This window comes from Clostridium sp. CTA-5 (genome assembly GCF_054768135.1).
The window spans coordinates 107,937-133,582 of sequence record NZ_BAAAAT010000009.1; the positions used below are offsets into that span (position 1 = coordinate 107,937).

General features: G+C 25.6%; 21 protein-coding genes and 1 riboswitch. Of the genes, 14 read left to right on the top strand and 7 right to left on the bottom strand.

The genetic code is table 11. The annotated features are described in order from the left end of the window. Nucleotides 1–90 precede the first annotated feature (90 nt). The 5 genes from ACYUET_RS15125 (at nucleotide 91) to ACYUET_RS15145 (ending at nucleotide 5,648) form a co-directional block, all read left to right on the top strand. Nucleotides 91–975, top strand: a complete 885-nt coding sequence (locus ACYUET_RS15125) for a DUF368 domain-containing protein (protein ID WP_460280986.1) — start codon at nucleotides 91–93, stop codon at nucleotides 973–975. Nucleotides 976–1,478: 503 nt separating this feature from the next. Further along, on the top strand, nucleotides 1,479–2,546 hold the full coding sequence (locus ACYUET_RS15130; protein WP_460280988.1) for an HD-GYP domain-containing protein: 1,068 nt from the start codon (nucleotides 1,479–1,481) through the stop codon (nucleotides 2,544–2,546). A 73-nt stretch (nucleotides 2,547–2,619) separates the two neighbouring features. Next, nucleotides 2,620–2,718: riboswitch (THF riboswitch) on the top strand. A 59-nt stretch (nucleotides 2,719–2,777) separates the two neighbouring features. Next, entirely contained in the window at nucleotides 2,778–3,320 is a 543-nt protein-coding gene (locus tag ACYUET_RS15135) for a folate family ECF transporter S component (RefSeq protein ID WP_460280990.1), read from the top strand. 252 nt (nucleotides 3,321–3,572) lie between these two features. Then, nucleotides 3,573–4,616: an HD-GYP domain-containing protein gene (locus tag ACYUET_RS15140; protein WP_460280992.1), complete on the top strand. Its 1,044-nt coding sequence runs from the start codon at nucleotides 3,573–3,575 to the stop codon at nucleotides 4,614–4,616. Nucleotides 4,617–4,973: 357 nt separating this feature from the next. Next, nucleotides 4,974–5,648: an NAD(P)/FAD-dependent oxidoreductase gene (locus ACYUET_RS15145; protein WP_460280994.1), complete on the top strand. Its 675-nt coding sequence runs from the start codon at nucleotides 4,974–4,976 to the stop codon at nucleotides 5,646–5,648. 60 nt (nucleotides 5,649–5,708) lie between these two features. Here ACYUET_RS15145 and ACYUET_RS15150 read toward each other — a convergent pair whose 3' ends face one another. From ACYUET_RS15150 to ACYUET_RS15160, 3 genes are all read right to left on the bottom strand, one after another. After that, on the bottom strand, nucleotides 5,709–6,113 hold the full coding sequence (locus ACYUET_RS15150; protein ID WP_460280996.1) for a bacteriohemerythrin: 405 nt from the start codon (nucleotides 6,111–6,113) through the stop codon (nucleotides 5,709–5,711). A gap of 379 nt (nucleotides 6,114–6,492) precedes the next feature. Beyond that, nucleotides 6,493–6,966 (bottom strand): hypothetical protein, encoded by a 474-nt coding sequence (locus tag ACYUET_RS15155; protein ID WP_460280998.1) that lies wholly within the window; start codon nucleotides 6,964–6,966, stop codon nucleotides 6,493–6,495. Nucleotides 6,967–7,300: 334 nt separating this feature from the next. After that, the gene (locus ACYUET_RS15160; protein WP_460281000.1) at nucleotides 7,301–8,302 is read right to left on the bottom strand and encodes a DUF1002 domain-containing protein; all 1,002 of its coding nucleotides are present in this window, start codon (nucleotides 8,300–8,302) and stop codon (nucleotides 7,301–7,303) included. A 355-nt stretch (nucleotides 8,303–8,657) separates the two neighbouring features. Here ACYUET_RS15160 and ACYUET_RS15165 point away from each other — a divergent pair, with 355 nt between their 5' ends. Continuing rightward, the gene (locus ACYUET_RS15165) at nucleotides 8,658–9,995 is read left to right on the top strand and encodes an alpha-amylase family glycosyl hydrolase (RefSeq protein ID WP_460281001.1); all 1,338 of its coding nucleotides are present in this window, start codon (nucleotides 8,658–8,660) and stop codon (nucleotides 9,993–9,995) included. Nucleotides 9,996–10,114: 119 nt separating this feature from the next. Then, nucleotides 10,115–10,894, top strand: a complete 780-nt coding sequence (locus ACYUET_RS15170) for a DUF4931 domain-containing protein (RefSeq protein ID WP_460281003.1) — start codon at nucleotides 10,115–10,117, stop codon at nucleotides 10,892–10,894. Between the two features lie 237 nt (nucleotides 10,895–11,131). Here ACYUET_RS15170 and zupT read toward each other — a convergent pair whose 3' ends face one another. Together zupT and ACYUET_RS15180 are read right to left on the bottom strand one after the other, a co-directional pair. Next, entirely contained in the window at nucleotides 11,132–11,914 is a 783-nt protein-coding gene (gene zupT / locus ACYUET_RS15175) for a zinc transporter ZupT (protein ID WP_460281004.1), read from the bottom strand. Between the two features lie 468 nt (nucleotides 11,915–12,382). Continuing rightward, entirely contained in the window at nucleotides 12,383–13,474 is a 1,092-nt protein-coding gene (locus ACYUET_RS15180; protein ID WP_460281006.1) for a LacI family DNA-binding transcriptional regulator, read from the bottom strand. Nucleotides 13,475–14,404: 930 nt separating this feature from the next. Here ACYUET_RS15180 and ACYUET_RS15185 point away from each other — a divergent pair. Both ACYUET_RS15185 and ACYUET_RS15190 read left to right on the top strand, forming a co-directional pair. Continuing rightward, a complete protein-coding gene (locus tag ACYUET_RS15185; protein WP_460281008.1) occupies nucleotides 14,405–16,600 on the top strand; it encodes an iron-containing alcohol dehydrogenase in 2,196 nt (731 codons plus the stop codon). A 203-nt stretch (nucleotides 16,601–16,803) separates the two neighbouring features. Continuing rightward, nucleotides 16,804–18,474: a ribulokinase gene (locus ACYUET_RS15190; RefSeq protein ID WP_460281010.1), complete on the top strand. Its 1,671-nt coding sequence runs from the start codon at nucleotides 16,804–16,806 to the stop codon at nucleotides 18,472–18,474. Between the two features lie 57 nt (nucleotides 18,475–18,531). Here the strand turns inward: ACYUET_RS15190 and ACYUET_RS15195 are convergent, their stop codons facing one another. Continuing rightward, nucleotides 18,532–19,101 (bottom strand): class I SAM-dependent methyltransferase, encoded by a 570-nt coding sequence (locus tag ACYUET_RS15195; protein ID WP_460281012.1) that lies wholly within the window; start codon nucleotides 19,099–19,101, stop codon nucleotides 18,532–18,534. Beyond that, complete coding sequence (locus ACYUET_RS15200; RefSeq protein ID WP_460281014.1) at nucleotides 19,094–19,624, bottom strand: ECF transporter S component; 531 nt, start codon at nucleotides 19,622–19,624, stop codon at nucleotides 19,094–19,096. The genes ACYUET_RS15195 and ACYUET_RS15200 overlap by 8 nt, the downstream gene beginning before the upstream one ends. A 343-nt stretch (nucleotides 19,625–19,967) precedes the next feature. On the opposite strand from ACYUET_RS15200, the gene ACYUET_RS15205 reads away from it, so the two are divergent. Genes ACYUET_RS15205 through hypF form a run of 5 tightly spaced genes read left to right on the top strand, consistent with a single transcriptional unit; the run spans nucleotide 19,968 to nucleotide 25,569 of the window. Next, complete coding sequence (locus ACYUET_RS15205; protein WP_460281038.1) at nucleotides 19,968–20,897, top strand: hydrogenase small subunit; 930 nt, start codon at nucleotides 19,968–19,970, stop codon at nucleotides 20,895–20,897. A 4-nt stretch (nucleotides 20,898–20,901) separates the two neighbouring features. After that, nucleotides 20,902–22,317, top strand: coding sequence for a nickel-dependent hydrogenase large subunit (locus tag ACYUET_RS15210; RefSeq protein ID WP_460281016.1), 1,416 nt, complete (start codon nucleotides 20,902–20,904; stop codon nucleotides 22,315–22,317). Next, a complete protein-coding gene (locus ACYUET_RS15215; protein ID WP_460281017.1) occupies nucleotides 22,314–22,787 on the top strand; it encodes a hydrogenase maturation protease in 474 nt (157 codons plus the stop codon). Before ACYUET_RS15210 ends, ACYUET_RS15215 begins: the two co-directional genes overlap by 4 nt. Continuing rightward, a complete protein-coding gene (gene hypA / locus ACYUET_RS15220) occupies nucleotides 22,780–23,121 on the top strand; it encodes a hydrogenase maturation nickel metallochaperone HypA (RefSeq protein WP_460281019.1) in 342 nt (113 codons plus the stop codon). The genes ACYUET_RS15215 and hypA overlap by 8 nt, the downstream gene beginning before the upstream one ends. Before the next feature lie 24 nt (nucleotides 23,122–23,145). Further along, nucleotides 23,146–25,569 (top strand): carbamoyltransferase HypF, encoded by a 2,424-nt coding sequence (gene hypF / locus ACYUET_RS15225; protein ID WP_460281021.1) that lies wholly within the window; start codon nucleotides 23,146–23,148, stop codon nucleotides 25,567–25,569. Nucleotides 25,570–25,646: the final 77 nt, after the last annotated feature.

Sequence of the window (25,646 nt, forward strand, 5' to 3'; positions counted from 1 at the left end):
GTTTGTTAAATATATGAAAATTGACTATAATAATTAGATATATGAAGTAGATATAGCTAATTTAATAACAAATAAGGAGAAATATATAATATGTATATAATAAATTTTATAAGAGGATTTTGTATGGCACTTGCTGATAGTGTACCTGGAGTTTCCGGAGGCACTGTAGCTTTTATTTTAGGATTTTATGATACGTTTATTAATTCTTTAAATAATTTGGTTTCTGGAAATAAAAAAGAGAGAATAGATTCAATAAAGTTTTTGCTAAAGTTAGGATTAGGATGGATTATTGGATTTATACTTTCAGTATTATTTTTATCATCTATATTTGATAAAGAAATCTATAAAATAAGTTCATTATTTATAGGATTTATCATTTTTGCAATTCCAATAATTTTAATAGAAGAAAAAGATAGTATATTAAATAAATATCAAAATATATTTTTTGCTATTATAGGAGTAATAATAGTAGTTTTAATAACCTATTTTAATCCAGTAGCAGGTAATGGTGCTGGAAGTATATCATTAGATAGATTAACATTTGGACTTGGTATATATATTTTTATAGTGGCAATGATTGCAATTTCCGCTATGGTACTTCCAGGAATATCAGGTTCCACATTATTGTTAATCTTTGGACTATATGGACCTATAATAAATTCAATAAAAGAAGTTTTAACATTTAATTTCGATTACTTATCAGTACTAATAGTATTTGGATTAGGAATTATTGCTGGAATATGTGTAACAATAAGAGCAGTTAAATATGTATTATCAAATTATAGATCACAAACAATATATATGATTTTAGGACTTATGTTAGGTTCAATATATGCAGTATTTATGGGACCAACATCATTAGAAATTCCTAAATCTCCAATGAATATTCAAACATTTAATTTAGTGTTCTTTATTATAGGTGGAGGTATTATAATAGCTCTTCAAAAGTTAAAGTTATATCTTGAAAAAAATTAAATTATATAAATATAAATTCATCTTATAAGTTTATTGTAGGATGAATTTTTTATTTTTTTAAAATTATAATAAAGTAAAATCAGGTGTATAAATTATAGTTAAGACATATCAAGGAAAATAACAAGTCAAAAATGTTCTGATTATTTTTCATTAGGCAAGGAAGTAGATTAGTCTTATAGCGAACCTATTAGAATAGAAAATAGGCTTGGGAGATGAACTTATTATTTTTTTGATTATGCCTAATATGTAGTGTATAAAAGTAGATAAAAAATAAGGTTTTAGAAGTACTAAATATGTACCAAGACATAATAATATTTGTTTTAAGATTAAAAATTAATAATAGATTATAGTGAACTTAAATAAGTAAAAAAATTTGCTGTGAATATTGAATTAAAGCATGAAGTAAGTATTTTTTTAGTCGTTAAAAAGGATAAATATTGAATAAATAGAATAATATATAATAAGGAACTCGAATATATACGTTTAGGGGTAGGATGTACACAATGGAAAAAGAAATAATAAATTTAACCATTAATGATTTAAAGCCTGGAATGATAATTGCAAACGATATAGAACAAGACAGAACAGTATTACTTGCAAAAGATGTTATTATAACAGAAGCAATATTATTAAAATTAAAAAATTCATATTTTGTAGATAAAATTTCAATTTATAAAGATGACACATTATATAAAGCAAACATTAAAAAAAAGAGTGCAGAAAGTGAATTAAAAAAAGTTGAACAGAAATTTAATGGTATATGTGAGAATTTATATCTAGCAATCAATAAGTCAGATAATATACAGAATGATATAATGGAGGAAATTAGAAAGTTAACAAAAGAGCTACAAGATGTAGTAAAGGATCCTAATGCAGTAATTAATGATATCGTATTCTATGGAAGTGGAAATGATACAATATATAGACATAGTGTAAATGTTGCAGCTATAAGTAGTTTACTAGGAGAATGGCTAAATTTTGATAATAGAAAGATTAAATTGCTCATATATTCAGCACTTTTACATGATTTAGGTAAAACTCAAATTGATAATAATATTTTTGATAAGCCATCTGCGCTTACAATGAAAGATTATAAAGAGATTAAAACGCATTCATTGCTTGGGTATAATATTATTAAAAAATTGAATTTTTTAGATAAAGCTGTATGTCAAGGAATATTGATGCATCATGAAAGAGAAGATGGAAGCGGATACCCATTAGGAATTAAAGGAGATAAGATTCCTAAGTTTGCTAAAATAATTGCTATAGCTGATGTATTTGATGCAATAAATTCAGATAGATCATACAGAAAAAAGAAATCTCCATTTGAAGCAATACAAATAATTAGAAAGGAAAGTTTAGGAAAATTAGATTATAATTATTGTAACGTATTTTTAAATCATATAATAAATTATTATATGGGAAGGGATGTAATGCTGAATAATGAGGAGATAGGTAAAATAGTACAAATGGATATTAATAAGTTGGACAAACCATTAATATTTTTAAATAACGAATTTGTAGACTTAAAAGAAAAGAAAGAGTTAAAAATAGAAAGATTTATTTTATAAATGATTAATAAAACATAATTATTATTGACAAATATTAATTTGCTTTGATAGAATTACTGTATAATTTCTTTATGACAGAGTAGATATTTGTGCGTTAAGTGTTAGAAGGACGGGAAGTTGCCTTTTAAACGAAAAACTTTTGTTTGCGGTACAGATATTGCATTCCGCTGTTATTTAAAAGAGAATCTCTCTTTTTTATTCAGCAAATAAGATTAAAAGGGGGGATCTATCATGAGAAATTTTTATGCTTTAGTTTTATCTTCATCTAAGGAATTAAAAAATGTAAGGAATTTAGTTACAGCAGCATTGTTAATAACTATTAAACTAATTTTGGATTTATTTACAATACAAATAACTCCTTTTTTGCATCTTAGTTTTGAATTTTTAGCAACTGTAACTATTAGTATGTTATTTGGTCCTGTAGTTGGAGCAACATGTGGAGGGTTATCTGATATTTTAAATTATGTTATTAATCCTAAAGGCGCATTTTTTATAGGGTTTACATTATCTGCAATGATTTCTGGAGTTATATATGGTAGTATACTATATAAAAAGAAAATAACTTTAACAAGATGTGCTATTGCAAATATTCTTTCAGTGGTATTTGTAGATATATTGTTAAATACTTTTTGGCTTACAATGGTGGTTGGAAAAGGGTATTATGTTTTATTACCTATAAGAGTAGTAAAAAATCTTATAATGATTCCATTTAATGTTACTATGATATATTTTATTTTAAACTTAGTAAATAAAATTAAAAAAGAAAATTTTTAAAATACTTAAAAAGTTAGAATGAATTTGAAGTTTATTCTAACTTTTTTTATTCTTTAGAGGAAATTATAATGCAGTTAGATATTGGATAACTGTTGAAGATAGGAGAAATACACAGTTAGCGAAGTAGATTTTCTTGTTTATAGAAAAAAAGTTATATAATTGTAAAATTAAAGAAAAAATATAATATATCGATAAATATAGTATATATACTATTCTTTACCTAAGAAAATATTTAAGATAGGATGATTATTTATGAAAAGAAAGATAGTACAATTAAATATAGATGAATTAAAACCAGGAATGGTACTTGTTAATGAAGTTCAGCAAAATAGAAAGGTTCTAATGGCTAAGGACACAATTTTGACAGAGCCTATATTAGAACAATTAAAAAACTTATATATTTTAGATAAAATAGAGATTTATGAAGAGTATGAATCAAATGAATCTAAAGCTATAAAAAATCTTGAACATAAATTTAATGAAATTTCTTTTAGTTTACAACAAGTTTATATGAATGTTAATGCTTTACAAAAAAATAATATAAGAGAAGTTAGAGAATTATGTACAAAAATTCAAAATGAAGCACAAGAAGCAAGTGTTATGATAAAAAATGTGGTTTTTTATGGGAGTAAAAATGATTCTATCTATAGACATGGTATTAATGTTGCTGTTATAAGTAATCTTATTGGTAGATGGATAGGACTGGAAGAGAACAGATTGAACTTATTAACTTATGCTGCTATCATGCATGATATTGGTAAAGTAAAGATAGATACTAAAATAACAGAAAAAACTAAACCTTTAACTGTAAGTGAACAAGAAGTTATGCAAACACATTGTTTATTAGGATATAACATTATAAAGGATATTAATTTTTTAGATAAATCTGTTGGTCAAGCAATATTAATGCACCATGAAAGAGAAGATGGTAGTGGATATCCGTTAGGATTAACAGGAGAGAAGATATTTGATTTTTCTAAAATAATAGCTATAGCTGATGTGTTTGATTCATTAAATTCTAACAGATATTTAAAAGCAAGTAACGGACCTTTTGAAACAATAAAAATAATTAAGAATGAAAGTTTTTCAAAATTAGACTATAGATATTGTGATATCTTTATAAAACATTTATTAAATTATTACATAGGAGAAAATGTTTTATTAAATACAGATGAGGTATGTCAAATAGTACAAATGGATATAAATAATTTAGAAAGACCATTAATATTAAAGCAAGATGAATTTATAGATTTAAGAAAACATAAAGAATTATATATTAAAAGCTTAATAGTATAAATCTTAATTATAGGTATATATTATATAGTAACTAGATATTATCTTTAAAGATAAATATTATTGAATAACAGAAAATATTAAAAAACAATTATTTACCTCCAAAAATAAATATGATAAAATTATACATGCGTTAACGAAAAAAGTTAATTAGGTAACATTAAAAAATGATTAATTAGTCTGTTTATATATTTTATATCACAGTTTACTGGGAAAAGTTAGACAATAGTTAAATATTAATTAGTTTTGTTTAATTGTTTGAAATAAAATATACAGCACATTTTTGATTTATTATTTTGTTTTATGTACCTAAAATAAATTTCAATAAAGAGGATATCAAATTTAGGGAGGACATTTATAATGAAAAAAGATTTATTAGAAAAGGGTGCAGTTTTACAAAGAGATAAAGAAACTTATGCAATAGCACCACACTTAACAGCTGGACTTATAACTCCAGATCAGTTAAGAACAATTGCTGATGTTGCAGAAAAATATAATGTTGCAGCTTTAAAAGTAACAGGAGCTCAACGTATTGCACTTGTTGGAATAAAAGAAGATGAAATTGATGCTGTTTGGAAAGATCTTGGAATGAAAGCAGGAGCAGCAGTAGGTTTATGTGTTAGAAGTGTTAAAATATGTCCAGGGACTACTTTTTGTAAAAAAGGTTTACAAGATTCTGTAGCTGTTGGAAGTAAATTAGATAATTTATATCATGGAAAAGATCTTCCTAATAAATTAAAAATTGGTGTTAGTGGATGTCCACAAAGCTGTGCTGATAATCATATAAAAGATATAGGAATATTTGGTTCAGGTAAAGGTTGGATAGTTCAAATAGGAGGAAAAGGCGGAATTAAACCAAGACTTGCAGATAAAATAGCAATGAATGTACAAGAAGATAAGCTTTTTGATTTAGTAGAAAAAATCATTGATGTCTATGCTAATAATGCGACAGCAAGAGAAAGATTAGGAGATTATATTGATAGAGTAGGTCTTGAAGAAGTAAAAAGACAAATAGATGTAGAAAATTATTTATAATAAATAAATAATCTGTCTTAAAAACATATTGTACTTGTTTTGAGACAGATTATTTTTAAATTAAGATTGTTTTATATTATTTGGTATTTCTTTATCAACATATAAAATATGTTCAACTATCCATTTTTGAATAAAATCTAGTAAAGAGTTTAAGTATTTATCTTGATCATTATCTATTTCTGATAAATTTACGTCAGCTAATCGCTTTATAAATTCATCATGCATAACCTTATGAGAAAGAAATTTTGTATATCCTATTGAAAGTTGATATTCCTCTTCACATCTAAAGTGATATGATGTATATTCTTTAAGTTCATCAAGTATTTGAAGAATTTTATCATACTTATCTAAACAAATAGGATTTAATAAAAGTTCATAGCATTGATCAAGTATTTCAAAAAGTTTTTTATGCTGTGTATCTATAAGTTCTACATTAGTAGAATATTTTTCAGACCAAGAATTCACAGTGATTCCCCCTTAAAATAGTTAAATTACTTTATAAAATTATATATTAACATATGATAATTATATTATATAAACATAAAAAAACAAGAAATATTTAAGAAAAATTATGATTGTAATATAAACTATTTTTAAATATATATATCTTGCAATAATAATTATTTAATAAATTAAAGAACTGTATAGTCTTTTGTTGTACATTTAAGTTTGCAATATATATATTAAGTTATTAAGATAAAAAAAGAGGTTTTATTGAAATAGTTACAATACAAAGAAAAAATGTAGAGTATAAGTTTATACTCTACATTTTAAATAGAATGAAATTCATTGGATTTTATTCTATTTATAAATTCATATTTAAATTAAGAAAAATTAATAAAATTTATCTTAAAAATTCTTTGAATGTTGGATGATTATCATACTCATCATCAGATTTTAAAATCTTTTTATACTCTTTTAATTTCTTTTCTTCTTCACTAGTAAGTTTATTATTAGATTTTTTCTTTTCAATTAGGCATTTAAATTCTTTATATTTCTCATCACCTAATTTATTTTTAATAATAATTTCTCTAATTTCATTTAAATCTTTTTTTTGATCATCAGAGAGAGTACCACATTTTTCTTTAGTTTTTTTGATTTCTTCTAATTTCTTTTTTTGATCTTTAGAAAGATATTTTTGATTATCAGCATCAAATATCCATTTATCTTTATTATGTCTACTTGAATGACAATTATCACGTGTTAAATAATCTAGTGGCGATTTGTCAGTTGTAGCCATAGTTTTTTGTGGTACTAATGCCAAAGTTCCCATTATAGTCAGAGAACAAGCAATAGTTTTTATTAAGGTACTTTTCATATGAATAAATCTCCTTTTTATGTATTTTATATCAAATAAGTTCCTTAAATTTTTTTGATTAAGTAATTATTAAAGTAAGAAACTTATATAGAAAATTTATTATATACATTATTCTAAATAGATAAGGCACATGAAATAAAATAATAGATCAAATAGACGAGCATACTGGTTTATTATTTTTTTGAATGTGCCTAATATTAATACAGATATGAGTTTTTATAAAAATTAGATAAAAACTTATAAATGTATTAATTTAATTAGAACATATATAGTAATTAATTTTCACAATTAGTATATGATATAATTATGAGATTTATTATATTTTTTAATTACCTTATTTAGTATTTGTATTATTACTTAAATTAGTTTTGGTTTCTGTAGAATTAGTTCCACTTGTTTTATTTGTATTATCTGAAGTTGTTTTATTTTCAGATTCTGCTGAACTAGAATCATCAGATAACCAGTCACCTATTGAAGTAAATAAGTCAGAGAAAAACTCTTTAACTTTAGCAAAAAAACCTTGAGCTTCTTCGCTATTTAATTTTTCTTTTAATTTATTAGTAGCATCATTTAATTGATCTTTTATTTTACTGTAATTAAGATCTAATTTATTTATTTTTGTCATTAAAGAATTAATACTTTCTCTATCTTCATCACTAAGTTGAACTTTATATTCTTTCATAGCTTTTTGAACTATTTTTTCGATTTCTTCTTCATTTTTAGGTTTCTTTTTAACAACATCTTTTTTTACATCATTTATTAATTGAGCAGCTTGGTCTTGTCCGATTTTATCAGCTATGTCACCAGTAACTACTATTTCTTGATTTGCAACTTCTTTTTTATTTTCATCAATTTTTTGTCCAGCTGAACTATTCTCAAATCCTTTTAAAATTCCTGTAAGAGCAGCAGTTCCAGATACTTTAAATGGTGCACCAGCAACTACATTAGCATTTTCAATTCCAGCTGTAATTAAGGCATTTCTAATCATTCCATCAGTTACCCATGTAAGGTTATTAGTAGATATTACTAGTCCACCTTTACTTGTTGGTTCAACATAAGAACATGAAATAGATTTATTACCTAATTGAGCTGATGAAGCAACATTTCCTAAATATTTTTTTTCTTCATCTGTAGTTATTTCTATTATATTAGCATCATTTTTAGTAACTTTAAAATAATTTAACATATCACTTTTTTGAGTTTCTGTTAAATCACCACCTAAAGTAACTACTTTAAATGAATCAGCAAAAGCTGTTACATTTGGTGAGGCACTTAATACTAGAACAAGTGTCATCATAACAACTAATACTTTGCTTGCAATATTTTTAATCTTCATACTGTACATCTCCTTAACATTTTATAAAGCATATGAAATAAAATAATAGAGTAATATTTTCTTAAATATGCTTAAAATCAAATAAAACTAATAAACAAAAGTGTGATTTCCCGTACATTATAACACATAAAACTATTATAAGACTTTCAATTATATTAAATTTATCTTAATAAGTTCTTATCATTACAAGGTATTAGCAAAGTTAGCTAAGAACATTCAAAAAATAATAGATTAGTATGTTAATCTATATTTACCTTTTAGAATATATTACAAATTGATAGAAATAAGTTTATTATATGTACTATATGATATATACCTAAAAATGTAATATAATAGGTTAGAGAGGTGAGAGTTTATGAATAAATGGATTAGAGAAAGTATATTTTATGAGATTTTTCCATTGGGGTTTTGTGGGGTATTATCTAATAATAAAATATATCAAGATAAAAATAGTATAAAAAAATTAGAAGAATGGATACCGCATTTAAAATCAATAGGAATAAATGCACTATACTTAGGACCAATATTTGAATCAACTAATCATGGATATGACACTAAAGATTATTATAATATTGATAAAAGAATAGGAAGTAATGAAGTATTTAAAGAAGTTTGTAAAGAACTTCACAAAAATAACATAAAGATTATATTGGATGGGGTTTTCAATCATGTTGGAAGGGAATTTTGGGCATTTAAAGATGTTCAAAATAACGGAAAAAATTCAAAGTTTTGCGATTGGTTTGTTAATATAAATTTTAATAATAATAGTCCTATGGGAGATAATTTTAGTTATGAAGGTTGGAATGGATGTTATGATCTTGTTAAACTGAATTTGAAAAACAGAGAAGTGTTAGATCATTTATTACATGCAATAGAAATGTGGATAGATGAATTTGATATTGATGGATTAAGATTAGATGCAGCTGATAGTATTGATTTTGAGTTTTTTAAAATATTAAAGAAGTTTACAGAAAATAAAAAAGATGATTTTTGGCTTATGGGGGAAGTAATACATGGAGACTATACAAGATGGGCTAATAAAGAGAGTTTAGATTCTACAACAAATTATGAATGTTATAAAGGAATTTTTTCAAGTCATAATGATAAAAATTATTTTGAAATAGCATATTCACTTAATAGACTATTCGGAAATGGTGGTATATATAAAGATTTATGTTTATATAATTTTGTAGATAATCATGATGTGAATAGGATAGTTAGTAATTTAAAGGAATCTGAATATATTTATAATGTATATACTTTATTGTTTACTATGCCGGGAGTACCGTCAATTTATTATGGAAGTGAATGGGGGTTAGAAGGCATTAAAGGTAAAAATACAGATGAACCTTTAAGACCTGAATTAGATTTAGATGATATTAAAAATCCTAATTTAAAATTGTTAGATTTTATTAAAAATTTATCAAACATAAGAATAAAGTTAGATGCATTAAAATATGGAGATTATAAACAAGTAGTAGTGAAAAATGAACAATTTATATTTGTTAGAGAATATAAAGAAGAAAAGGTATTTGTAATTTTAAACTTATCAGATAAAGATAGCTTGTTAGATTTTGAAATACAATTTGAGAAAGGAATAGATTTATTAAATAATAATAAAATAATAGATGGAGGAAAAATATCTTTAAAAGTTGAAGCATTTTCTTCAAAAATTATAATAAAACAAAGATAATCAGCTATATTTTAAAATATCAATATTTACTTAAAATATAGTAAATCAATACAGGACTATCTAAAAAACACATAAACGTTTTTTAGATAGCCCTAATTTTAAAGAGTGTAGGTGAATATATGAATAGGAATAATGAGGAATATATAGTATTTTTAAATGATATAGGTAAGGAAAAGCCGAATAGTTTTAAAAATGAAAAGACTGAATGTCCATTTTGTAATAGAGAAAATCTTTTAGATATTATTGAAGAAAAAGGACCATTTGTATTATTAAAGAACAAGTATCCAACATTACAGGATACATTACAGCTAGTTATTATAGAAACGTATGACTGTAATCTACAGATGAATGATTATAATGAAGAATATATGGAAGAGCTTATTAAATTTGGAGTAAAACATTGGCTTAATTTAGAAAAATACGAAGAATATAAATCAGTAATATTTTATAAAAATCATGGACCACATTCGGGTGGTAGTATAAAACATGCTCATATGCAAATTGTAGGTTTAAATAATGTAGATTATAAAGAAAATTTAAATGAAAAGTATTTTCAAGGTGTAGGAGTATATGAGAGTAAACACTGCATTGTAAATTTATCAAATAATCCAATAAATGGATTTAGTGAGTTTAATGTTATTATAGATGAAAACTTCAATTCATTAGATGAATTTTCTAGTTCAATAAGAAAAGTGGTTGATTATATATTGAATAATTACTTTGCTAAATGTGATAGTTTTAACCTGTTTTTCTATCATTGGAATAAAAAAATAATCTGTAAAATCACACCAAGATTTGTAACATCTCCGTTATTACTTGGATATTCTTTAAAGCAAGTATCAAATTCTTTAGAGAAAATAGCAGGAAAGTTAAAAGAATTATATTTTAATATAGATTAAAAACATAAGCTATGTTTTAGATATGAATGTTTATTTAAGACACATTCAAAAAAATAATACACCAATATGCTCATCTATTTTGTGTGATACTACATCAGCAAATTTAGCTAATACCTCGCTATTAACTAAATTTACTTCATTGTCTGACACAAAATATAGAACGTCTCTTTTGATTTATTATTTTATCTCATGTGTCTAAAACATAGTTAAAGGGTATGCTATGGATTGGCAAAATCACTATTTTAAAAATATATGAGTTAATGGCATTATACAGATACCTAAAAATATTGAATATAATGAAAGATTCTTATAACCATATTGACGAGAAGATGGGATTAATTCTTCAAAAGATATATATAACATTATTCCCATAACAAAAGCAAAAATTAAACCAAGAATAAAATCATTAATAAATGGTTTTAAAATCAAAAATGAAATAATTGCGCCTAATGGTTCTGAAAGACCAGAGTATAATGTGTACTTAAAAGCTTTTTTCTTACTACCTGTAGAATAATATATAGGCATAGCTACGGCAATCCCTTCAGGAATATTATGCATAGCAATTGCAAGTGCAATTGATATTCCAAGTGTAATGTCCTGATAACCGGACATAAAGGTTGCAATTCCTTCAGGAAAATTATGTAGTGTAATTGCAATCATAGATACAAATCCAACTCTGAAAAGATTTAAATGCTTGTTGTTATCATGCTCGTCAATTGTTTTTGGTTCATGAGGAACAAACTTATCAATTAACATAGCAAAAATTACTCCACTTAACATATAAAATATTGTTATTAATACACCATATACATTTCCATAATATTTTACTAAGGCTTGTTCAGCATGTGGAAATAAATCAGTAAATGAAACACAAATCATTACTCCACCAGAAAAACCTAAAGCAAAAGTAATTATTTTATCATTCTTCTTTTTAGAAAAGAATATTACAATAGCACCTAATACTGTTGATATTCCGGCAAGAAAAGATAGTAGTAATGCAATATAAGCATTATTAGTCATAGAATTTACACCTCTTTTATAGTTATCTTCTTTATTTATATATTCTTTAAAAGAGAGTAAAATTACAAAATTTAAATATTAAGTTAAATAAAACAATGCTCACTATGTACAAAAAAAACTGGCAATTTTTTAGTACATAATGAGCATTGCTTTTAAATAATATTAAAAAGGAGTCGTAATTTAAAATGGCTTTTAAAGCCATTAAGATTTACATATATTCTGTTAAGAATATATAACGATATCTTGAGTAATTACTAACTATAATTATATTGTATCAAATTTAAGTTAAAAAACAAGGTTATTTTCAAAATACGTAAAATATTTTGAAAATTTATAAAACTTGAAACGTTTATATAAATAAAAGCAATATGTTTTAAAATACTAACATTTACTTAAACTATAGTAAATAAATATAGGACTATCTCAAATACATAAATATGTTTTATGAAATAGCCCATTTTGTATTTTTTAATTAGTTCGTGCAATTCCAGTACTAGATCTAGGAACTAAAAACGGTTCGTATTCTAATCTCATAATACAAGACCTATTCTTTGAATCCGAATCTGAAGATTTATTATTTATTTTTTTTAATATAATATTAACGGCTTCAGCACCCTTATATTCTATAGAGTGATCAACTGTTGTTAAAGAAATTTTATTAAGAGATGATAATAATGTATTATCGAAACCGCAAACAGAAAAATCATTTGGTATCTTATATTTCATTTCTGCTAAAGCATCTATAATTCCAATTGCAATCATATCATTGGTACCAATAAATGCTGTTACATCGGTCTTTTCTTCTAATAATTCTTTTGTTAAATTGTAACCCGTCAGATATTCAGTTTTATCCAATGAATATTGAGTTATATTTTCAGGTTTTTGCTCCTTTATTACAATGTTATCGATATCAACATTGTGATCAAGAAAGCTTTTTTTTAGTCCATTAAGTCTTTGTATTCTAGGAATTTCATGTGTAAGTAAAGGGGTAGATATATAAGCTACTTTTTTATGCCCAAGAGATAATATATGTTCACCTATAATATAGCCCGTCTTACGACTATTTAATTCAACAGAATCTAGGTCTAAATCTTCATTTTTATCACTAATTAAAATAATTGGAATAGAAGAAGATAAAGCTTTTATCTGTGAAATTAAAGTGGATTGATATAAGTATATAATTCCTGCTACTTTAAAACTTGAATACATATTTAGATAATGCTTTTCAAGTTTTGAATCCCTCATTGTAGGAGCTACAAATATAGAATATCCATACTTATTTGCTTGTTGAGTAATAGAATGTATAAGCATAGTATAATATAAATTAGAAAGAGAGGGGCACATTATAATGATAAGCTTAGATAAAGCTAATTCACTGCATAGCTCACTTTTTTTATTTTTTTCATATCCTAGAATTTTTGCTGCGTTAAGTACCTTTTCTTTTGTCTCATAAGAAAAAGATACATCTGGTCTATTATTTAATACCATAGAAACAGTTGATTGAGAAACACCAGCATATTCAGCAATATCTTTTGTTGTTATCTTACGATAAGATGTCAAGTAAACCACTCCTTTTCTTTTAGTTTTAGTATACAAAAAAGGAAGAAAAAAGACAAATTGATAATTAATAAATATTTTTTTTATTAATAGAGTTTGATAAATTTATTAATAATTTTTATTAATATTAATTAATAAAATATTAATTTTATTAATAATGGGGTGATATGAATTAAATATATTTAATTTTAGGATATTTTTTTTATTCTTTAGGAAATTATATTTTTAAAAATCTGTGGATAACTTAGATTATATTATTGCTTAAAGATTAAGAAATAAAACTTAAAGAATAAAAAATAATCATATGCCGCACCATTATTCCTGCACTACGTTTGGAAAGGGTGCATGGCTAAAAAAAATCGACGCTTCACAGTCGCTTAGCGATTTTTTTATAGTGTTGATATTGTTGAATAAATAAAATTTTTAATTTCAAATGAAGATTATAGCAATTAGAGACTAATAATTTTTTATTCAGGAGTAGTTAGTTGTTGCGAAATTATATAGGTATTAGCTATTAAATAAACCTTATTGACGTTGATAATGGAGTGTTTAGTGTCTATGATAAGCATGTATTAACTATTAAATAAAGCTTATTAGCAGAAGAACTTACTTTATGAAGTTTAAAATTAATATTAGTCAAATTAATATAAAAAATTATAAAGATGAAAAGCAAAAATTTTAATTTGTGATTATATTATGATATTCTCTCAATTTAAAATACAATTGAAAATTAAAATATTAATAAAAAGAGAAGTGAATCTTTGATTGAAAAAATTATGTTTATTAATAATATAAAAAATATTAATTTTAAAACAGTAAAGTTATTAATAAGTGAGTATTTACCTTGATTGACACCTATTGTAAGTAGTATTTATAATGACAGTATAAAATATATTTGCTAGCAAAAATAAATATATTAAAAGGGTGGTACGCATGATTAATATAGAAAAAAATTCTATTTCAGATTACTTACATCAAAATTTTACTTGTTCTTGTGGAAAAAATCACAAAACTAATTTAGATTATGTAGAAATATCAGAAGGTGCAATAAAGAAAATACCAGAGTATATTAAGAATAAATCTTATAAAAAAATATTTATGGTTGCAGATAAGAATACATACGTAGCAGCAGGAAAACAAGTGGAAGAAATTCTTAAAATAGCAAATATTGAAATAAGCAAAATTGTATTAGATGATGAAGAAGTTGTTCCAAATGAAGAAACTATTATGAAAATACAACTTGCTATGGAAGAAAATTATGATGTCATATTGGGAGTAGGTACTGGAACTATTAACGATATGTGTAAATATATAAGCTATAAACTTAGAATTGATTATATGATTATAGCTACAGCACCATCTATGGATGGATTTGCTTCAGTAGGAGCAGCACTTATAACTAATAATTTAAAAACAACATATGATGCTCATGTTCCAATAGCTATTATAGCAGATGTAGACGTTTTAGCTGAAGCCCCAATGAATATGATAACAGCAGGATTAGGAGATATATTAGGAAAATATACTTGCTTATGTGATTGGAAGATTGCTAATATTGTAAATGGAGAGTATTATTGTGAGACAATAGTTAAAATGGTTCAAAAATCTATAAAAAAAGTAGTAGAAAGTGCAGATCAAGTAATGCTACGTTCAAAAGAGGCTATAAGCAATATTACAGAAGCTTTAATTGGAACAGGAATTGCAATGAGCTTTGTTGGAAATTCAAGGCCAGCATCTGGAAGTGAACATCATATTTCTCACTATTGGGAAATGAAGTTCTTGTTTGAGGGTAGAAAAGCCGTATTACATGGAACAAAAGTAGGAATTGGAACAGTAGCTATTATAAAGTTATATGAAATGTTATTAAAAGAAGAAATAGATTTTAATAAAGCTAAGGAATTTGTAGAGAATTATAGTCAAAAAGCATGGGAAGAAAAAATGATTAAAAGCTATGGATGTGCTGCAAATGGTGTAATAGCTTTAGAAGGAAAAACAAAGAAGAACTCAAAAGAGCTTCATGCAAAGAGAATAAAACAAATAGAAGAACATTGGGATGAGATTATAAATGTTGTAAAAGAATCATTACCAAATGTTAAAGTGATTGAAGATATTTTATTATCTTTAGATGCACCAATTAATCCAAAACAAGTTGGTGTTGATTATGAGATGATTAAAGATAGTATATTAGTGGCAAAAGAAGTTAGAGATCGTTATACATTGTTACAACTATTATGGGATTTAGGTATGGCTGACAAAATGGCAACAAAAATTGCTGACTATTTTGAAGTTGGACAAAGTCAATATATAGAGTTAAATAACAAGTATATGGAAGATAAAATAGAAAAAATTAAATGTTTTATTTTAGATATGGATGGAACTATTTATTTAGGTAAAGATTTGTTTGATTTTACTAATGAATTTTTAGATACAGTAAAACAAACAGATAGAGAATATTATTTCTTCACAAATAATTCATCAAAAAGCCAAGAAAGTTATATTGAAAAATTAAAGAATATGAATATACTTATTGAACCAAAACAAATGATGATCTCAACTCATGTAATGATAAAATATTTAAAGAAAAACTACCCTGGAAAAAGTGTTTATGTTGTAGGAACTGAATCTTTATTAGATGAATTTAGAAAGTTTAATATAGAGTTAAACGATTGTGATCCTGATATTGTAATCATAGGGTTTGATACAAGCCTTACTTATAAAAAGCTTGAAAAGGCATGTAGTTTTATAAGAGAAGGAAAAACTTATTTTGGAATTAATCCAGATTTAAATTGTCCAATGGAAGGAAATACATTTATTCCTGACTGTGGATCAATGGCAAGGTTAATTGAAAGTTCTACAAATAGATTTCCTGAGTTCTTTGGTAAACCTTCTCATCATACACTGGAATATATAATTGAAGAAACTGGATATAAAGAAGATGAAATTGCAGTTGTTGGAGATAGATTATATACAGATATAGCAGTAACTAAAAATAGTGATGTTTTATCTATATTAGTATTAAGTGGAGAAACCACAAAAGAAGATATTGGTAAGAGTAGTGTTCAACCAGACATAATTGTAGATTCGGTAGCTGACATTACAAACTTAATTAAAAACAAAGCTGTATCTTAATTGAAGGGTCTGTTTCAAGATAAATGTTACTATATCTAAGAAGTTAATATTGAGTATAATCAAATTCGAATGCTAGTTTTTCCTTATATTCAATATTAACATTCGCTTAAATATAGTAAATAAAGATATATATGTTTTTTGACACAGCCATATCTCTAAAGTATAGAGAAAAATAAAAGTAGAATTTGTGAGGTATAAAAGTTATGGGTAAGTATGCTATTGGTATTGATTTTGGGACTTTATCAGTTCGTACATTATTAATTGATATAAAAACAGGAGAAGAGTTATTAACTAAAATTTATGAATATCCACATGGAGTAATGGTTGATAATATTCCAACAGGAGAAGAACTAGGAATTGACTGGGCTTTACAACATCCTAAAGATTATGAAATAGGGTTAATTGAAACCTTAAAAGGGATTATGGATGAAAATTTAGTAAATAATGATGATATAGTAGGAATAGGTGTGGATTTCACCTCTTCCACTATATTACCAACAACAAAAGAGGGTATTCCTCTTTGTTATTTATCAGAATATGAACATAATCCTCATGCTTATGCAAAGTTATGGAATCATCATTCAGCACAATATTGTGCTGATGAAATTTATAAAATTGCAAGTGAGACAAATCAAAAATGGTTGTCTTTATATGGGGGGAAAATTTCAAGTGAGTGGATGATACCTAAAATCATGCAAATTGTAAAAGAGGCTCCTAAAGTATATGAAGCAAGTGGTAGAATTTTAGAAGCGTGTGACTGGATTACATGGTTATTAACAGGTGAAGAGGTAAGGAGTGCTTGTGCAGCAGGCTATAAAGCTTTTTATCATCATAAAATGGGTTATCCAAGTAAAGAATTTTTCCATTCACTAGATAAAAAAATGGAGAATATAGTAGAGGAAAAGTTATCTACTAATATTAAATCCATAGGTGAATGTTTAGGATATCTAACTAAAAATATGGCTGAAAAAACAGGATTAAAAGAAGGTACTCCAGTAGGGGTTAGTATTATAGATGCTCATGCTTCTGTAGCTGCAAGTAAGATTGATGGACCAGGAAAAATGCTGATAATTATGGGGACATCTTCTTGTCACATGTTATTGTCTGAAACAGAAGAAGGAATTCCAGGAGTTTGTGGAATAGTAAAGGATGGTATTCTTCCAGGATATTTTGGATATGAGGCTGGACAATGTTGTGTGGGAAATCATTTTGCTTGGTTTAAAGAAAATGCCTTACCAGCTAAATATAAAGAAGAAGCAAAAAAATTAGGTATTAGTGATTTTGATCTATTAAATCAAAAATTAGAAAACTATAAAGTCGGAGAGAGTGGACTTATAGCATTAGATTGGTTTAATGGAGTAAGATCAACTTTAATGGATTTTGATTTAACAGGTATGATATTAGGAATGACATTAAAGACTAAACCAGAAGAAATTTATAGAGCATTAATAGAAGCAACTGCTTATGGGACAAGAGTTATTATTGAACAATTTGAAAAGCATGGTGTTCCAGTTAATGAAATATGTGTAGCTGGTGGAATACCATTAAAGAATCCTATGTTACTTCAAATATATGCTGATGTATGCAATAAAGAAATAAAAATTATAGATACTAAGCAATCAGGAGCTTTAGGTAGTGCTATTTTAGGGATTGCAGCAGCAAAAGAGGAATTGACAGGATATAAAAATGCTAATGATGTAGCTAGACATTTAGGTAAAGTAAAAGAAGAGACATTTAAGCCTATTCATGAAAATGCAGTTACATATGATAGCTTATACAAAGAGTATTTATTGCTTAATGATTATTTTGGCAAAGGTGCAAACGATGTCATGAAAAGATTGAAAAATATTAAAGCAACAGCAAAGCATAAATAATAGGCTATGTTTTAAAATAACACCAACGTTTTTATGTAGGACGTTGGTGTTATTTTATTATTTTATTCCAGACACGTAATACATTTCTTCATTATCGATACTTTTATCAATATAAAAATAATTATTCATTATAGTTATGGTGATTTCTACTGGAGGAAGTACATTGTATTTTATTTGAGGATTTTTTAAATGCACAGTATTTATTGTTTCTTTACTATCTGAATGAGCAATAACTATTTTACCATCTTTATTTAAAAGGTTATAAAGTTTGTTAAACAGTGCATACTTATCTTTAAAATGAGGATAAGCTGAGTAAATAAAAATATAGTCAAATGTATAATTCTCAAGATTCATAATATCATTTACAATAAATTCAACTCGCTTATCATTATACTTATTTTTACATACCTTAATCATATTCTCAGAATTATCAACGGCAACGATTTTAGCAGGAGATTTTTCTAATAAATAACTAATTAATATACCTGTTCCTGTTCCAACATCAAGTATTTTAGCACCATTTTTTATATCTGATAATTCTATAATTCTTCTGATTTTTTTATCGTCATGTTTACACATTTCATCCCACTTAAATGCAACACTATTAAAAAATTCTAAATCATCCATTTATAATTACATCCTTATCTATTTTATTTTCAATAATTTTAATTATTATTGGTATTAATATAAGTTGAATAATTATTCCCCATATTCCCTTTATAAAACTACCTGTTAAGAATGAAGCAAGTACAAAACCATTTCCTGAAACAGTTAACAAAATATAATTTGTTATACCTGAAATTAATCTACCTATAATCATAGCAGTTATTAAAGAGATAAAAATATTATACTTTTTATTTTTGTACATTAATCCTGCTATTAGCCCATAGCTTGCAAGTTCAAATGCCATACATATTCCTATTGGATATATAGGAGGCATTCCTGAAATAATTGAATTAATTAATGGAGTTATAAATCCTATAAGTAAGCCATATTTTTCTCCAAGGATAAATCCACAAAGTAATACAGGTATGTGCATAGGTAAAAATATATTACCTGGTAATCCTGTCATATGAAAGGTATATGGAATTATTATTCCTAATGCTAGGAGTAATCCAGCCCGTACTAGATTTTTTGTCTTTTCATTCATTTTTAATTTCTCCTTATAATCAAATATTTATTAGTACTTTAAAAGTTTTCTTTACAATATTTTTATTATGAATTATTTCTTTTAGAACAGTTATCATAGAAGAATTTTTTTAAAAGTAAAATAATATTATATATAATGATAATTTTTAGGAGAAGGATATATGTGCATTTTAAAAACGGAAAATGGGTTTATAGTACCAGTAAAATATGTAAAAGCAGAAGAATTGTATGGAATTGGAAATATAGATTACTCATATAATAAAAATTCCTATATGTATCAAGTAAAAGATGATGATGTAGAAAAATATACAGATATACAATCTACTAATACTTCTTGTGAGAAAATAAATATACAAAAAAATAAAGGTTTAAATTATGAGAATTGTAGTAATTGTAAAATAAATTGTAGTTTACAAAAAAATAAAGAAGAATTAGCAATAAAATTTACTAAAAGAGCAATTGAGGATGTTAAATCAGGAAAGAAGGAAAAAATAAATGCTATCTGGCTTGAAATTTCGGGTTGTTTTGGAGAAATAATTTCTTTACTTGATGCAAAGGATCCAGATGTTTTATATTTACTTAAAGAATTTGTTAATTTAAATTATTTTGGTAGTATATGTGGAGATTCAGGTGAAACAGCTTATGAAAGAATATTGCAAACATTGAATACCGATTATGTATTTATTATTTGTGGAGCAGTGCCTTTAAAGGATAATGGATTGTATACAACAATTGCAACTTATAAAGGTAGAAAAATAACTGCTATGGAGGGGGTTAAAACTATAGCCCAAAATGCAAAATATATTATTACAGTAGGAACTTGTGCTGCTTATGGTGGACCTACTGCTGCCAGACCTAATTTATCTGAAGCTGTTAGTGTTAAAGAATTTCTAAAAAGAGATGATGTTATTTTAATACCAGGATGTCCAGCAAATCCAGTTTGGACTATGGGGATTTTAGGGTATCTTACTTCTTATGGAGTACCGGAATTAGATAGTGATGGAAGACCAAAAGCATATTATGGACAAACAATTCATGATAATTGTTTAAGAAGAAGATTCTTTGATGCAGGAATATTTGCAAAGAAATTCGGTGATGAAGAATGTATGTTTAAGTTAGGCTGTCAAGGACCAATGACTTATGCATATTGTCCAATAAGTAGGTGGAATGGAACTGAAAATTGGCCAATTAGAGATAATACAAACTGCATAGGATGTGCTGGACCTAAATTTCCAGATGGCAATGAGCCATTTGTTAGATATGGAGGGGTTTAGATATATGACTAAAATAACAATTGATCCTATAACAAGAGTAAGTGGACTTTTAAATATTGAGGTAGAGATTGAAAATAATAAAATTGTTGATGCTAAAAGTACTGGTAGTCAATTTAGAGGTTTTGAGCAAATATTTCAAGGAAGATCACCTTTAGATATTATATATTTAGCTCCAAGAATATGTGGAATTTGCTCTACTCATCATACAATGGCAGCAACTTTAGCTTTAGAAGATGCAATGAAAGTTACCCCAGATTTTAATGGAAAAATTGTACGTGATATTGCTAATGGATTTGAATTACTCCAAAATTATTTAAGACATATTTATTTATTTGTGTTTCCTGACTATGTAGATATATTACATTTGAATCCATTATATAAGACTGAATCAGCAAAACAGGTTGATTATAGATTATCTAAAGTAGATACAGACAGAATAAATGCTGATTATTTAGAAGCAGTAAAATATAGCAGAGAAGCGCATAGAGGAGTAGCTGAATTGACAGGAAAAGTACCACATTGTCATGGGATATTTGTAGGAGGAACAACTACAAACATTAATATACAGCAGATAGAAAATATTAAATATAGTATTAATGTAATAGGTAATTTTGTTGAAGAAAAACTAATACCAGATGTTTATAGAATATCAGAAGTGTATAATGATTATTTTAAAATTGGTAAAGGTCATGGAAATCTAATGTGTTATGAATTATACAATGATTATTCACCTCCAATAAAGTATTGTATTCCTGGAGTCATTATAAATGGGGTAAAAGAAACATTTGATATTAATAATATTACTGAGAATATTACTAAAACATGGGCAGATGGAATTTCAGAAACAATTATTCCAGGCTTAGATAAACCAGCAAAACCTAATGCATATAAAGAGAATGCATATAGTTGGATAAATGCTCCAAGATATAATGGATATTCTATGGAAGTAGGTTCATTAGCAAGAATGACGTTAAATGGGGGATATAGTGGCGGAATATCTACAATGGATAGAATTGTAGCTAAGTCTTTAGAAGCAAAGAGAATTTGTGAAACAATAAAAAGTCTAATAGAACTACTTAAGATGGGAAAAGCATATCAAAAAGAGTGGGAAATACCTGAAAAAGCAAAAGGAATAGGTTTAATAGAAGCAGAAAGAGGTGCTTTGGGACATTGGTTATCAATAGATAAAAAGGTTGTTTCAAATTATACATTGATACCTCCATCAGCTTGGAATTTATCACCTAAAGATGGTAAAGGAGTAAAAGGTACAGTTGAGCAAGCTTTAATAGGAACAGCAATAAATGATATTAAATATCCAGTGGAAATAGGAAGAATAGTTAGAAGTTTTGATCCATGCTTAAATTGTGCCGCTCATATTGTTACTGATAAATATAAACCTTTTAATATAAATATAGTATGATAAAAATTTTTGGTGTAGGAAATATACTCCTTTGTGATGATGGGATAGGAGTAAGGGTAGTAGAAAAAATAAAAGATAAAATAGAAAAACTCAATAAAGACATAAAGGTTATAATTGGAGAAACTGATTACATGTATTGTTTGGACTGCATAGACAAAGAAGACATTGTTATCATAGTTGATAGCATGTATTTAGGATTAAAGCCAGGAGTTATTTCTATTTTTGATTTTAAAGAATGTGATAGTTTTATTACAAATAGTAGAGATGAGCATAATGAAAGTTTATTAAAGATTTTAAGAAAAGAATATAGAGAAGTAAATGGCTATTTAATAGGTATAGAGATAGAAAAAATAGATTTTTCTTTAGAGTTATCTAAAACTTTAAAAAATGAATTCTTAAATATATCAATTAAAGTCTTTAATGAAATAAAAAATATACTTAAAAGGATTTATGGTGTGGATTATGCATGAAGTATCTTTAATGAGTTCGGTAATAGATATGGTTGAAGATAATTGTAAAAAAAATAATATCAATAAGGTGACTAAAATTATTTTAAAAATAGGAGAATTTTATTATATTGAAAAATCGTATCTTATTTTTGCATTTGAAGCATTAAGTAAAAATGGAATTTGTGAGGGTGCAAAATTAGAAATAAATGAAGTTAAGGCAAAAGCATATTGTAAAAAGTGTCAACAAGAATTTTCAATAAGTTTTACAAATAAAAAATGTCCTAAGTGTAATTGCTTAAGTAATGAAATAATTTCAGGTTATGAGATGTTACTTTATAGAATCGAAGGGGAGTAATCATATAAAAAAGAAGTGGGGAATATGATAAGAAAAAAGATTGTAATTAAAGGAATAGTACAAGGTGTTGGCTTTAGACCATTCGTTTATAGGATAGCATTAAATAATAATTTAAAAGGATATGTTAAGAATTCTAATAAGGGTGTAGTTATAGAAGTTCAAGGTAATTCTATAAATGTAGAAAATTTTTTAGAAGAAATTAAGGAAAAACCACCAGAGTTAAGTTATATAGATGAAATAAAAATAGAAGATAAAAAATTAGCAAGTTTTAAAGGATTTAAGATTATAGAAAGTAGTGAAGATAATAAAGAGATTACTTTAATATCTCCAGATATAGCAACATGTAAAGAATGTGAAAAAGAATTATTAAATATAAATAATTATAGAAGATATAATTATGCTTTTATAAATTGTACTAATTGTGGGCCAAGATTTTCTATTATAGATAATCTTCCTTATGATAGAAAGAATACTTCAATGAGTAAGTTTGTAATGTGTTTTGAATGTACTAAAGAATATAGAAATCCTATAAATAGAAGATTTCATGCAGAACCAACATGTTGTACAAGTTGTGGTCCACAATTAACTCTTTTAAATAATAAAGGAGAATTAATTCAGAATATTAATGAAGTATATGAGGTTAAAAAGTATTTAAAGGAAGGAAAAATTATATGTGTAAAGGGGATAGGTGGATTTAATCTTATATGTAATGGTAAGGATGAAACTTCAATAGAACAGCTTAGAATTAGAAAGAATAGAAAACGGAAACCATTAGCATTAATGATGAGAGATAAGGATGTTGTTTCTAAATATTGCAATATAAATTCAGTAGAAGAAAAGATTTTAACTGGAAATAAAAAGCCAATATTACTTTTAGAAAAAAAGAATAGTTTACTTCCGAATAATATTGCATTTGATAATAAACGATTAGGAGTAATATTGCCATATAGTCCAATTCATTATTTGTTATTTGATGAAGAGATAGATGTTCTAATATTTACCAGTGGGAATTTAAGCGGAACTCCTATTATATATGATAATTTCAAGGCAATAAACAAGCTTAAAAATATCTGTGATTACTTTTTGATTCATGATAGGAATATTAATAACCCAATAGATGATTCTGTAGCAATTGTAACGTTAAATGAGGAAAGGCTTATAAGGTTAGGAAGAGGATATGCACCAGTATCTTATAAATATAATTTAGAAAATAATATTTTATCTTTAGGTTCTGAATTCAAAAATACATTTTCTTTAAGTTGTAGAGATTATTTTTTTACTAGTCCATATATTGGAGATATGGATAGTATTGAATCTATCAAGTATTTTGAAAAACATTTAAACTTTATGCAAAAAATTTATAAAATTAAACCTAATATAATTGCTTACGATAATCATCCTAATTATTGGTCAAATGGTTTTATTAAAAGTTATATTAATAATAATCAATATAAAACAATAAAATTACACAATAATTGCAATATGGTAGGGGTATATCATCACCATGCTCATATAGTTAGTTGCATGTTTGAAAATAATGAGAGAAACAAAGTTATTGGTGTTGCTTTTGATGGCGTTGGATATGGAGAAGATAAGAAATTATGGGGAGGAGAATTTTTAATATGTGATTATAAAAAATTTAGAAGAGTTGGTCATATTGAATACATGGCTCTACCTAGTGGTGATGGAGCAGTAAAAGAACCATGGAAAATTGGTATTTCATTAATATATAAAGCTTTTAAAGAAGAAAAATTATGGTGTAAAGAAAATGGTTTTACTTATATAAATAATGATAAATTTAAAGAAAATTTTTTTAATAGTATATTTGATAGTATATATGATAATTCAATAAATAAAATACAGAAAGTTAAAAAAATTTTTAATAATAAATCTGTTAACTTTATTATTAAGATGATTGAAAAAAATATTAATTCTCCTTTAACATCTAGCATTGGAAGACTATTTGATGGAGTTGCTAGTATTTTAGGTTTTATAGAGTGTGTAGATTATGAAGGAGAGGCAGCTTTGTATCTACAAAATTTAGCAGAAGATTTTAAATGTTCGTTAAATAATAAGACAGAATATGAAAAGAAATATAAATATGAAATAATTAAAAAAAATTTAATGTATGTAGTAAATACTAATAAAATTATATTAGAAATTTTAATGGATATAAGAAATAACTTATGCGAAGGTGAAATAGCATTAAAATTTCATAATACTATAATAGATTTTTCACATAAACTTTTACTTAAAATTAGAAAAGAGGAAAAGTTAAATACAGTAGCTTTGAGTGGAGGAGTATTTCAAAATCAAATATTATTAGAAGGATTATATATTAAATTAAAAAATGATAACTTTAAGGTTTTAACTCATAAATTTATACCGTGTAATGATAGTGGATTATCTATAGGACAAATTATTATAGCAAGTGAATTAGGCACATAAATAAAGTAATAGAAATAATAGACGAGAATACTGGCCTATTATTTTTTCTGAATGTGCTTTATATAAGGAGTAAAAAG